Genomic DNA, 13,040 nt, shown 5'->3' with positions numbered 1-13,040 from the left:
ACCTCCGGGCTTTTTTCTTTTTCTACACATGAATAGGTTCCAAATAAAAAAAGAAATACAAAAACGAAATATTTTGGTTTCATAATTTAAAGAGCGTTTTGTTTAGATTAAAAATTTATTTTGCTAATTTTCAGTTCATTCCCGTCTGGTGAGATTTTCATTATAACTTTCCTGTCTCCCTTAAAGTTATATACAATTTTATCATCTTTACCGATAAATCTTTTTACCGCTTTCTTCAGATCTTTCCCGGCCATATCATCGGTAATAATCCATTTACCTTTACCATCTTTATATTCTTTTGTACCTGAAGTATATTTTGAGACAAACTTTTCTGGCGCAAACCGCGGCGATGTAACAACCACCAACCCATTCTCTTTCACCAGGGAGGAAACATCAGCCAGGGTATTCTCACTCATAAACAATCCGCACAGGAAAGCGAGTTTCACTGTTTCGAGATACTCCTTTGTTACATTGTCGTCAAAAACCACCGGAGCATTTACAGGCGCAAATGATCGGTGAGGCATCCCATCATAATAATTGCCGGCATTCCATGAAAGCGCTTCCTCTTTTACCATTCCATGGGTAATCGTATGCCAGGCTTTTAGCCACTCTTCAGATTCCGGGCTTGTATTGAGATCGTAAGCACCAAAAAGCCAGTCTTTCCAATACAATTTCATTTTTTCAGTGCCTTCTTTATTTGTATCGACAGTGCAATATACATTTTCTCCCTGTCCCCACTCTGTGTCATCAAAACGAATGATCGCAATTTCAGGCTCAAAATCCCTGAACGTAAACGGGCGGGGATTTTCAGGAACATATTCTTTTGCAAAACGGCTGAGCGCTTCTCCTCTTTCCAGTAGTTTAATGTTATTGTCATCCGTAATTTCATACGTGTGCCTGCCAATGGCTTCAACATAGGCTTTGTCGGCTCCTGCCCAATAGGCAAACAAAAGATTGCCCCAAAGCTCCTCTGCCGAATGCCCCGGGAAAGTATTATGGTTCCAAAAATCAATACATGACCATAATTCCTGATCGTACTGCATACAGGCCCCCATGGCACAGGCTGCCCAAACATTTGACCAGTTTTCCTTCATTTGTTTGTAAGCGGGGATCATGCCTGCCCGGGCAAAATTATGGAAAAGCACGGGCCAAACATGCTCTGTTACTACCTTCTGTGTGCCCAAACTTTTGCATTCATCCACCAGCGATTTAGCCCCTTCGTACACAGCCTGGTCGGCTGATTTAAAATCCATTCCTGTTGGTTCGGCAAGACTGACAAGCTCCACACCGGGATGTTGCAGCGTTAATGTAAGATTACGTGTTAACTGGGAGTGCTCCAGTTCGTCGTATTGTATTCCCCAGGCAGCAGGCGATTTATTCAGGCTTTTTAGAACCGGTTCAGGGAATTTGAATAAATGAAGGTTCCCGGGCTGTTTTACCCAGTTATGACCATCTTTGCTAAACATATCAAGCGCCCAGTTACCCGTTTCCACATTGATGACCACTTTTAAACCTTTTTCCTCGAAACGATTTACCAATTGTTCCATCCTCTTTGCTTCATCCTCAATCGTTCCTTTGGGCCCCCTGTATTTGTAAACTAAAAAATCGACACCCAAGGCATCCATTGCCTCCGCATTAAAAAATTCCCCCGGCTTAAACTGATCACCTGAATTATCAATTCCCAGATAAAAATTTTTGTTTTGGTTTATATGGTTAACCTGTGCCGCAGCATTAACAAAAAGGAAAACCCCAAATACAATGCCTGTAACAGGCAACTTACCATTAAGAATACTTAACAATTTACAGAACATATGATTATTTTTTATAAAGGTAAATATATTTAATAATGATTATTTTTGAAATATAAACGAGGGTAAAATAGGCTGTTATACTATAAATTAGCTGACGAAGGTTATTTCCTTCGGTATAAATAATTCCCGGAAATTCAGGAGGGCGCTTATACAACAAAGAACCGAAAACACCTTCACGTTTCCCTGACGAACAGGCCATCAGGGAAAGAAGGATAGCATAGGCTAAATAACTGTATTTTAGCTTCATAATTGCTGCATTTTGTATTTCCATCCAACTTGATTCTTAAAAATAGCACATAAGAAGAAACACGTACCCAAACCTCAATTTATTCAAGCCTCAATATTTGACATTCACCGGGTTTACAGGGAACTTTGAGCTCCACGTTATCAATTTTAACCATAACAGGTTTGTTGTTCTCTTTAAAGTCAGTTCGTCTCACAAGCACTTTATTATTCAGTTTAATTCCGGAAATAACAGTTGTTTCATTGGCCGGCACATCAAAAATGACTGGTTGCCCTATTTTGAACCACTTATTATATTCAAGTGATTTATTATAAACATCCTGAAGCAATATCATTTCTACTGCTAACTCATTTTGCATACACCATGAAAACAGCATGTCATGTCCCCTTAATAACAAATGCCAGAGTAATTCCTGATATGATTCCCTGCTCATCTGTTTTACTCCCGGATCAGGATTTTTGGGAGGAGCCGTGGTGTGCCAGTGGACAAAAGTTGCCAGGGGAATTCCGGATGGCGTTGATTTCCCGGCATTACTTCCAACCTTCAGCATATTGTAGAACCACCTATAATCACCGCTATATTCAGGATACCAATTAAATATTGGATACCATGTATATACAACCGGCATGGCAAGGGTAAATCCTGTTTCGGCAAACTCGTCATACCACGGACGATACAAAGCATTCTGATCTTTTATATGAGGAAGTTCAGGCTGCGGATATTCAAAATAATCGTACCAGTATCTCCATCCATCATGTGGGTAAGTTGCATAATTGGTAATTAATGCATCCGGAAATCTTTCCAGTACAGGTTTTGTATATGATTCATACATTAACCTGCTACGTATGGATCTGAGTGTTGCCTGAAATAACAGAAAATTATTAATATCTGAAGTATTTTCACGGCACCTCACGCAACTTTTTGAGTTTTCCCAGGCATCATTCCACTCCATGGGACCATCAATTTCCCAATCGGCCGTTACTATATCAATATCAATTCCTGCCGCTTTATATGCCTCAGCATAAGCAACAATCCGGGCTTCAATAACCGGTATCCGGCTAACCAAAGTAAAAGGACATCCCATCGTATGACCGGCAAATGAACTGTCGGAAAAAGTTTCACCCTTATCACTAATATGAGAAGTAGCAGGGGTACCGTCATAAAATCCATACAGAAGCCGGGTAGCATCAATAACAACACTCAGCCCCAGCTCCTTTTGTATGCGTGCAATGCGGATTCCTTCCTGAATATGTGAATCTATTTTTTCTCCTTTCTTCCAAAAAGTAATAACCCCGACACCCCTGTTCTTCAAACCACTAATAACTTTTCGTGTGTCTTCGTCCGACAAACTACTCAGATCACCCACCGAATATTGATATAGCAATTCCCGATCACCGTGGTCATTGCTCAATACAGGAAGTGTATCCATAAGAGTTTTGATATTCTCCGGGATATTTTGGGAAAACATATGATTGGGTACTAAACAAAGAATACAAAATAAAATGGCTATAATAATTTTATAAAATTGCATCTGATTATACATAAAAATCCACATTAACTTTTCCATCTGAATTTTATATCTGCATTAAGTTGAAAACGATTCAACAGTAGCCAATTCAAACCATCATCCCCAAGGCCACATAAAAAACATTTATTGTTCAAAATTCCTTTCAAAAACATTTTATTTCACATTGTTAAATTCATTTAGCAATTCGCCCATTTGATGTCTGTACTCCATCAATATTTCCGGATTTTTACTGTAAACGGTGTCATTCACAAAAATTTCCTATCGCCCGGCGTAATCTCTTCCTTTGGTTTCTTTTGATTTCCACCTTTTACTGGTTGCCAATACCTTAATCTCACGCGGTTTCATACGGAAAACCATTTCTTCATTGGAAACAACAAACTCGTCTTTTCCATATAAGTCATAAAATTTCATCCCATTTAAATGTTTCATATTTTCCACCACCACACTCATTTGGTAATCATCTGTTTCGTTTATCACGACGATCAGCCAATCCCGTCCATACCTTCTGGCAATACTGGAAAAATCGCTTTTTACCTCAGGCAAGGTCTTAATTCCCCTAATATTCACGTGCTTTTCTTCCGGGGAAACAAGAAAAGGCTGTAAGGCAGACAACTCTCTTGTTACAGCATATATTGACTGTCTGAACTCTTCGGATTTTGTGTAATTTGCCCCCCAGTAATAAATACCTTTTGCACCGGTTGCGATAGCAATATATGCCATATAGCGTGATTCCATAAAAGAAGGATACACCGGAAGCAGGCTACTCCAATAATCTCCTCCTAATTCCGGCCAGGAGAAAGCCTGAAGTACCATATATACAGGTTTGCCTCTCCCCACTTCCAAAAAACGCCGGGTGTAAAATTTTATATCATCTACATTTTTACGTACATCTCCGTTCTTTGGTGAAGGTTGTTGCATGATAGTATATTTGCTATTACAATACCGATGCATTTCTTCATAGGGATCGGATTCGCCTAATTGCATAATGGGATATTTATCGCAACCTGTTATATCAATATTGTCCAGGTATTGCCGTATATATTTTGTATCGCTCGCAGCTGCCTCGTTTATCCACACCTGCCGGTTAAGTGTATCAACACTCCGTATGTATGAAATAGCCTCATTAATATTGGGTATATAACTGGCCGATTTCTCCTCTGCATAATTAATTGCACCTTCTTCCTGCTCCCACCATGACCCTGGCTTTTCATGAATTTTCTTTTTGTAATGTAAATTCCACTCTCCGGTAAACCACCACACCACTTCATCTGGCCCTTCCCATAAAGCCAATGCCGGGTGACCAACCAAAGCGTCTACCTTTTTTTTGAATTCATCGGTTGCACCACTCTGTAAACTTAAAGGTAACCATCCCATTAACCCAGCGGATTGAGCACGATCAAGAGTTTCTTTTGAAGAGCATCTTACAATATTGAAGCCCGCGTCTACCAATTCCCGGAGCATATTATCGTCATTCGGCAGATAATAAGACCCAATGGGAAACATACGATTTCCTTCCTTAATGATATAACCATCTCCCTGTCCCCAGGAATGAATTGAGAATAATACAATAAGGAAAACTGTTAAGTAATAATTTTTTTTAGTCATTATAGAATTATTGAAGTTTATAAAATTGTTCCAGTAAGTCACCCATTTTTTTCCGGTATTCCATCAAAAAGCGGGAATTTTTAGTGTATTGGGTATCGTCTGTAAACACATCCGAACCGAAATCAGATACAGCTATTGTTATATTTTTCAAATCTGTGAGTGGGTGTAAAACAACCTGAAAACTTTCTGTTTCATTTTTTGCAGCCCGGACCACAATTTCTCTTTTTTTTTCAGGGAGAGGTGTGTCTTTCATTACCTTATATGTGGAACCACTCCACCAAACCGTGCAGTATTTATCGGAATGAATCAGTTCAACATACGAAGAAGCGCTGGCTGTAACAAACATTAAAAGACAAAAAAAGAACAGGATACATTTCCCCTTTCCACCTTTTTGAAATACTATGTTATCTAACCAAATCATCTCTTTATTCTATCAAAGTTGTTGTAAAATTCTTTTGGTTCCCTGTCTTAGTCTCAATTTAAGGGTTTGTAAAACACTGTTTTTATTATTTCGTTCTTCCTGTTACATACTGATTAATATCGATCATCTCACCATCCTGCTTTCCGATTTTCAGGTTTAGGGTTTCTCTATGTACAAAATCGAAAAACCGGACTTCAATATCATGATTTCCTTTTTCAAGGGCTGCGTACCCTTCTTTGAAAATTTCGTAATGGACCCCGTCGTTTTTAATAATTTCTTTCCCGTCAATAAGAAGCATACTGCCATCAAACGATTCAAGAAAAAAGCGGTAAACATCTGTTTCCGGTATCGAAATGCTGCCTTTAAAGCGTACAGCAAAATGGTCCTCAGCCCTTGGATTAATTTCAGACATTGAAATAGAACTCAGTGAAAAAGTACGGGTTGGCGACAATTGTTCGAAGTTGGGCAGCATCGTAAAAAATCCTTCATAGTAGTCAGCAGTAACTTTTTTTGCCTCTGCTCTCTTTTTTCCCATCAGAGGTAGTTTTTCAACTGTTTTGTAAACCTCATTGCTTGATTTATTCACTCCGGTAACCATTGCGGTCAGGGTGGCAGTGCTGCCAACACTGACAGATGTTTCATTTTCAAAAACAGTAGAATATTGTCCGTCATTTATCCGGTACGTGATGTTCCCATGGGTATTCGGATTTTCAATAGTTATTCGGGTACTGTCAATAAAATATTTATGTGCCGTTTTTATGATGGGGGAATTGGGTTTTGCGCTTGCCACATTCTTCTCTTTTTTCCAGGTATCGATTACATTCCCTTTGTCATCTATCATTTTCATGGAGAGAACATCATTATCTATCTGAATATTCAGAAAATGATGCATTACAATTTTTTCTGAGGTAAACCAGTTTTTATATGCCAGGTTGAGCGATCGAAATCTACCGCCACCACCTCCGGTTATAATATACACTACCCCATTTTCCCGGTCAATATGGTTCTTATAAATGGGCCAGCTTTTTTCGTAAGTATGAACATGCCCGTTAAGGACAAGATCAACGCCGTAATTTTCATAAAGGGTCCTTAAATGTAGAATATTGGGATCTCCCTTGGCGGCAGTAGCCATTAATGAACTCCTGTAAGCAGCATTTCCTGAAGTAAATACGGGATGGTGGTGGACAACAATTTTCCATGGTTCCCGGCAATGGGCCAGTTGCTGCTCCAGTCTCCGGTATTGTTCCGACCCCGGAAGCAGATCTTTATTTGTGTCGGCAAAAATAAACCGGACAGGTCCTTTTTTTAAAGAAAAAAAGGCATCATTTTCGGGAAGGCCGAAATATTGATAGAAATTCGAAGCGTTTTGTTCATGGTTTCCAATAGCCGGATATAATGGCACCTGGCTTAATAATAAACCGGCCGGCTTAAAGAACTCGTCAATCCATTCATAGTCATTCGGGCCATTCCGTACCAAATCCCCCACATGAATAATAAACTGTGCACGGCCGCGAATCATCAGTTTTGAAATATCTTCCCATACTTTAATTCCCCCCTGAATATCGCCAATAACTGAAAAAGAAACAGCCGATTTGTCGTAATCGGGATTGGTAATTTGGGTTACTGGTCCTTTCAGCGTATCTCCACTTTCTGTAATATTTACCACTTGGTAGAAATAAAGTTCCTCCTTTTTTAATCCTTCTATAACAAGGTGATGAAGTTTTACCGGACTTTCTTCTTTCGCAACTGGTTTTAACTCCGGCTTTAAAATATGGTATTCCGCTTTACCCAAATAAACCTGTCCTTTTACCGGGATGGATGTTTCCCACATAACAGAAAATGAATGCCCTCCGGCATCCTGAAGATAAGGAGCAACAATAAACTTTAACTCACTATCCGAAACATTTTGAGCCGTCAACTTTAAAAAGGGCACAAACATTAACGCAACAAGAAAAATAGCTTTGTGATACCTTTTCATTTTTTTGATTTTCTGAATGTTCATTGTCATTGTCTTATGAGTTATATATTTCCTTTCCTGGAGTTATTGCTTTTTTGTTGAGGCACTAATGCCAGAAAATAGTCCACTCCTTTATTTAGTCCTCATCTTTTTACAACTGGAATGCTGGTAACAAACGGAAAAGCCGGGTTAGCAACTTTTCTCTTCCCTCAAAGTGCATTGTAAGTTTTGTATATGTTTTATGTGAAACAGGTCTTATCAAAAATTTTTCGGGAATTGTCTCCGTTTTCTCAGTTAAAAAATGAGAAATGATGAGAAGTAAAATCCAGTTTAGTAAAAAAAATAATTCCACATAAAATTGTTTATCCCAGTAGAGTTATCAGTATTTTTTATTTGAGAAACCTAAATTTGGTTCTGGTATGTCACACAAAAAAATGGAGATAATAACTTCCAGGTCATTATTAAGCTTCTATTCTCTTTACTCCAAATTAATCTGAGAGGGGATAAAAAAAACAGATATTGGCCTCTAATAAGAGTACCAATATCTGTTATCTTTCATTCTAATTTTAGTTAAGAAGATTCGGATTTTTCACACCATCGACAGAAGGATACGGAGCAAAATAATGTTCTTTTGTCGGTTGATTAACAATCTGGTTTTCGCTCGGATCTCTCTCCAAGACTGATGCTTCAACTCTTTCCAAACGAACCAGATCATACCATGGATCAGTGAACCAAAAACCACCTGGAAATTCCCATGCACGCTCTTGAACAACAGCATCTCTAAAATCTATTTGTGAGAGTCCTTCAGGCAAATCATCTAAACCTGCCCGGTTTCGAACTCTATTTACCGCTTCATATGCAGTTGCATCAGGAGAAGAAGACATCGCTTTTGCTTCGGCATAAACCAACAGGGTATTCGCATGGGTAATTGCTACCTGGGGACGACTGTTTTTCCAGTTCATTCCTTCCCATGGTTTATCCCAGTCTAATTTTCCATCCCAGTATTGTTTGTAATATGGATGCCCCTTAGTCATTTCGGTATAATTTTTTACAGTTCCGTCTGCCATTGGAAATTCCCACATAAAAATGGCATCTTTTCTCGGGCCTTCCGGATAGCTTCTGAAGAAATTCAGATCAGCGTAAAAAACATCCCATCCGCCATAATCACCGGGGAAGCCACATAACGGGCATCCCCATTCATTGTCATTATAGAAAGCCAATACTACTTCATCGCACGATCTATTTTCATAATTCAATTCTTTCGAATACAAATCTTCAATGTCCTCCATTAATTTATACCCCCAGGTACTCGCGCCGTCAATTACTTCCTTTGCTTTACTTGCAGCAAGAGCATACTTCGATGTATCATTTAACGGATAACCGGCCATTGAAAGATAGACGTAGGCCAATACTGATTTAGCAGCTCCATTGGTGAAAGCAACACCTGCCCTTTTCGAATCACCATTCCAGTTTGCAGGAAGATATTCTTCAGCAATCTTTAAATCTTCCACAATTAAATCATATACAACCTGGGGACCGGTAAGGGGCATGTCGTTTGTCGCCTCCTCTGAACTAAGGTAAAATGGTATTTCATTGTACATTCTGACCAACTGGAAGTAAACAATTGCCCTGACAAAGTGTGCCTGACCCGCTGCTTTTTTCTTTACATCTTCAGAAGCGTCAGCACCTTCATAATTGTTAATAATCGTATTACATGCATTTATTGCCTGATAAGCATAGGCCCACCACCGGAGCATTTCCCCATTGTCTCCTTCTGCATTAAACACATCAACTTCGACAACATTATTAAACTGAGAGGTTTTATCTCTCCCTGCCACAGTATATGCAGTATGATTTGCATAAAAATATGCATCTTGTAATACTTTATATACCCCTGTAACGGCCATTTCCAAATCGGTTGCTGAAGCATAAAAGCTTTCAGGATAAATATCTCCCTTGGGAGTAATATTCAAAAAATCCTCGGAGCATGAAGCAAAAATGGCGCTTATTATAAGTATGATTAATATCTTTTTCATCTTTTAATAAATTAAATAATTAAATTAAAATTCCAGAGAAACTCCGAATGTAACAGTTGTAGGTAACGGTTGCGTACCAAAATCACATCCTCCCCATAAGTCACTCGAACCAGAAGCTGATACTTCAGGATCCAGTCCTTTATAATTTGTAAAAGTAAGCAACTCTTGTGCACTAACCGTAAGTGCAAGCGTTCCGAATTTGACCCAGTTTCTGGGAACATTGTAAGTAAGTCCTACATGTTTCACTTTCACCCAACTTCCATCTTCAATCCATTGCGATGAATTCAAACGTTTTGCATCAGAAGTACTGTGAATGCTCTTGTATTCGGCATCGGTATTGGTCGGAGTCCAGTAATCCGTTGCGGGTGCTTTCAACATAATGGTCCGTGCATCAGCATGAACAGTTGACATGGCAGCGCGTGCAAGATTAAATACATCCTGTCCCTGCATTCCTTGAATCAACAACGAAAAATCGAAGTTTTTATACGAAATACTGTTATTTAAGGCCCATACAAAATCAGGATTGGCATCGCCAATGGCTTGCCCGTCATCATTCAGGTTATAGGCTCCGTCGTTGTTTACATCCTCGTATTTGTAATCACCGGGAACATTGCCATATGTCTCTGCTTGTGCGGCTTCCGATTCCTGCCAGATTCCTAACCATTTGTACCCCCAAATAGTTCCTAAGGGAAGGTCTTCCTGAACCCTGTAAGTATTTTCGGACAACATTCCGTTTCCATTTGTTCCTGTCATGAATGCAGCCTGCTCTCCTAAATCGAGAACTTTATTTTTTACCGTTGAGACATTAAAGTTTACATCCCAGAAAAAATCACGTGTTTGAACAGGCTTAAAATCCACGGTAAATTCAAACCCTTTGTTGCTTACCTCACCCAGGTTTTGAAGATAAGCCCCGTCGGTAGCATAACCATAGTAAACAGGCAATTCCAGTAAAGTTAACAGGTCTTCTGTTAATTTATCGAAGTAATCAAACGATACAGACAGTTTCCCGTTGAATGTAGTTATATCCAGACCAAAGTCAATTTGAGTTGTTGTTTCCCATTTTAATAATGGGTTAGCTGGTTTCCCTGGAATATAACCTAAAACATTGGCATCAATACCATAATCATAATTGTTTGATTTCATTATTGTATAAACGAAATCGGAAGGATTACCGGTTTGTCCCCATCCGGCACGAATCTTAAAGTTATCAAATATTCCATTGGCTTTCATAAACGGTTCTTCCGACAAACGCCAACTGGCAGCAAACGAAGGGAATCCTCCGAATTTATTTTCTTCAACCCGGTTCGCCGGACCGCTTTTCCCATCAACACGATAAGAGGCTGTAACATAATACCGCGATTTGTAGTTATAGTTTAAACGTCCCATATATGCTATACGGGAAGCCTTATCATATCCGGATGAAGTACTTTGTTCATTACTGATTCCAATGGTATAGTAAGAAGCAAGATCAGGCAAGGGCATTTTTTTACCGGTACCATTGAGGCTCCAGCCTTCTAAAGCTTCCGCTTCATAAACTCCGGTAACCATTACATTGTGAGCCTCAGCAAACGTTTTGTTAAAGTCTATTTTATTGATAAGTCTCCAATCAAATCTTTCGCTTTGGCTTCTTCTTCCATAGGGATCGTTTGGCTCTAACCAAGCATTATAATAACTTCCCGAGGCCGTGCCAGATTTACTTGCAAATCCTGTAACACTATATGACAGGTAATCCGTAATCTTATAGTTTGCATTGAGAATTGAGGCTACGCTGTGGTCCTCCCTAAAGTTATTCTGTTCCATGGCATACATATACGGACTGTCCAATAATGCCCCATGGTGGTCAGTATTATTGTATATACCATTCTCTTCATCGAGCCAGACAGGTTCTGTAGGAGACCAGTTTAAAGCCTGGAAGAAGGGATGGTGTTTACTTGTTCCGGTGGATAATCCTCCGTTTTTTGTTTTCGATTTGGATGCTGTTATATCCAAATCCATTGTTAGGCGTTTTGATGGTTGGAATCCAACTTTTGACCTTAAAGAATAATTTCCACCACTTTCCGTATTGATCATTGTTCCCTTTTCATCATCATAACGAGCTGACATATAAACACTGAGTTTATCCAGTTTTTGTGAATACGAAATTTGATGATCGTTTTTTAACCCGGTCTGAGTAATAGCATCAAGCCAATTGGTACCCCCTGTGTTTCTAAATTCTGTTATTTCCGCAGCGGAAAAAGTTTGTGCCTGATTATAATCGTTAATATATTCAGCATACTCGGCTGCATTCATTTTATCGGGATAATCTATATTTCTGTAACTGAAACCGGTATTTAACGACAACCTGATTACGGGTTCAGCAGACGTAGCTTTTTTGGTTGTTACCAAAATAACACCATTTGATGCTCTTTCACCATAAATTGCAGTTGCCGATGCGTCTTTCAATACCTCAATAGATTCAACGTCCTGTATCGGGCCAATAGGAGCGCCTATAACACCATCGACAACCGTGAGCGGACTATTGTCTCCTTCTATTGAATTTGCCCCCCTGATACGTATTTTAGTTGGAGCGCCTATATCACCTGAGGTACGTGAGAGGTTCATACCTGCTACCCTGCCTGACAACATATCGGAAAGCCCTCTTACCGGCTGGTTTTTAAGACTTTCCATATTAACTGAAGAAATAGAACCGGTAATATCGCTCCTTTTCATAGATCCGTATCCTACTGCAACTACTTCCTCTAAGCCAATGGTCTCTTCCTCCATCGATACCGTGAAGGTCGTTTTTCCTGCCACAGATACATCCTGTGTCTTCATTCCAATAAATGAAAATTGCAATATTTCTGCATCGTTAGGAATACGAAGAGAAAATCCACCATCATTATCGGTAACAGTACCGGTGGTAGTTCCCTTTACAACCACAGTAACTCCCGGCAACGGTTGTCCTTCCTGATCGGTTACGACTCCTGTTACCGTTTTTTGTTGTTGCATGTCGCGTTGCACCCAGGGTACTGTGTTAGCTCCCTTGCGTATAATAATTTGCCGGTCATAAACATCCCAGGCAACATTCTGGCCTTTAAAAGCTACGTCCAGAACCTTATAGATAGTAGCATCCTCCAGTTCAACTGACAGCTTTTTCTCTAAGTCCAAATCCTCATTTTTATAGAGAAAAACAAACTCGCTGTTGTCCTCTACATACGCAATCAGATCAATGATTGTCCCGTTCTTTAGCTTAATGTCCATACGGGTGTTTTGCGAATAGCTGTTGGCGCTTGTTGAGAGTATAAAGCCAACCATAAGTAAAAATGTTAAACGCATAATTCGCCCCCATTTTTTTTTGGTTTCCTTTTGAAGAAAACCGGTTAAACAAAAAATTTTCATAATTTTGAATGATTTAGAATTAATACTAAATAATACTTGGTATTTATTTGATTCAACCCG

8 protein-coding genes are annotated in these 13,040 nt (G+C 39.4%); all 8 read right to left on the bottom strand.

Features of this window, described 5'->3' with window-relative positions:
* Positions 1-107: 107 nt before the first annotated feature.
* Positions 108-1,811 carry a hypothetical protein gene (locus D1164_RS21095; RefSeq protein ID WP_119351893.1) on the bottom strand — a complete coding sequence of 568 codons (1,704 nt, stop codon included), beginning with the start codon at positions 1,809-1,811 and terminating at the stop codon, positions 108-110.
* A 4-nt stretch (positions 1,812-1,815) separates the two neighbouring features.
* On the bottom strand, positions 1,816-2,058 hold the full coding sequence (locus D1164_RS21090; RefSeq protein WP_147372256.1) for a hypothetical protein: 243 nt from the start codon (positions 2,056-2,058) through the stop codon (positions 1,816-1,818).
* A 79-nt stretch (positions 2,059-2,137) separates the two neighbouring features.
* On the bottom strand, positions 2,138-3,484 hold the full coding sequence (locus tag D1164_RS21085) for a hypothetical protein (protein ID WP_147372255.1): 1,347 nt from the start codon (positions 3,482-3,484) through the stop codon (positions 2,138-2,140).
* Between the two features lie 357 nt (positions 3,485-3,841).
* Positions 3,842-5,188 (bottom strand): hypothetical protein, encoded by a 1,347-nt coding sequence (locus D1164_RS21080; protein ID WP_119351890.1) that lies wholly within the window; start codon positions 5,186-5,188, stop codon positions 3,842-3,844.
* A 7-nt stretch (positions 5,189-5,195) separates the two neighbouring features.
* Positions 5,196-5,609, bottom strand: a complete 414-nt coding sequence (locus D1164_RS21075; protein WP_119351889.1) for a hypothetical protein — start codon at positions 5,607-5,609, stop codon at positions 5,196-5,198.
* An 85-nt stretch (positions 5,610-5,694) separates the two neighbouring features.
* Positions 5,695-7,587 carry a metallophosphoesterase gene (locus tag D1164_RS21070; protein WP_172594568.1) on the bottom strand — a complete coding sequence of 631 codons (1,893 nt, stop codon included), beginning with the start codon at positions 7,585-7,587 and terminating at the stop codon, positions 5,695-5,697.
* 545 nt (positions 7,588-8,132) lie between these two features.
* The gene (locus D1164_RS21060; RefSeq protein ID WP_119351886.1) at positions 8,133-9,602 is read right to left on the bottom strand and encodes a RagB/SusD family nutrient uptake outer membrane protein; all 1,470 of its coding nucleotides are present in this window, start codon (positions 9,600-9,602) and stop codon (positions 8,133-8,135) included.
* 24 nt (positions 9,603-9,626) lie between these two features.
* Positions 9,627-12,980, bottom strand: a complete 3,354-nt coding sequence (locus D1164_RS21055; RefSeq protein WP_119351885.1) for a SusC/RagA family TonB-linked outer membrane protein — start codon at positions 12,978-12,980, stop codon at positions 9,627-9,629.
* Positions 12,981-13,040: the final 60 nt, after the last annotated feature.

Source organism: Mariniphaga sediminis (assembly GCF_003573545.1).
Classification (GTDB): domain Bacteria; phylum Bacteroidota; class Bacteroidia; order Bacteroidales; family Prolixibacteraceae; genus Mariniphaga; species Mariniphaga sediminis.
This window is presented reverse-complemented; position numbering and strand designations above follow the sequence as displayed.

Excerpts from the sequence above, each read along its gene's own strand:
- D1164_RS21090 (WP_147372256.1), bottom strand. The coding sequence starts at position 2,058 with ATGAAGCTAAAATACAGTTATTTAGCCTATGCTATCCTTCTTTCCCTG.
- D1164_RS21075 (WP_119351889.1), bottom strand. The coding sequence starts at position 5,609 with ATGATTTGGTTAGATAACATAGTATTTCAAAAAGGTGGAAAGGGGAAA.
- D1164_RS21070 (WP_172594568.1), bottom strand. The coding sequence starts at position 7,587 with ATGAAAAGGTATCACAAAGCTATTTTTCTTGTTGCGTTAATGTTTGTG.
- D1164_RS21080 (WP_119351890.1), bottom strand. The coding sequence starts at position 5,188 with ATGACTAAAAAAAATTATTACTTAACAGTTTTCCTTATTGTATTATTC.
- D1164_RS21085 (WP_147372255.1), bottom strand. The coding sequence starts at position 3,484 with ATGGATACACTTCCTGTATTGAGCAATGACCACGGTGATCGGGAATTG.
- D1164_RS21055 (WP_119351885.1), bottom strand. The coding sequence starts at position 12,980 with ATGAAAATTTTTTGTTTAACCGGTTTTCTTCAAAAGGAAACCAAAAAA.
- D1164_RS21095 (WP_119351893.1), bottom strand. The coding sequence starts at position 1,811 with ATGTTCTGTAAATTGTTAAGTATTCTTAATGGTAAGTTGCCTGTTACA.
- D1164_RS21060 (WP_119351886.1), bottom strand. The coding sequence starts at position 9,602 with ATGAAAAAGATATTAATCATACTTATAATAAGCGCCATTTTTGCTTCA.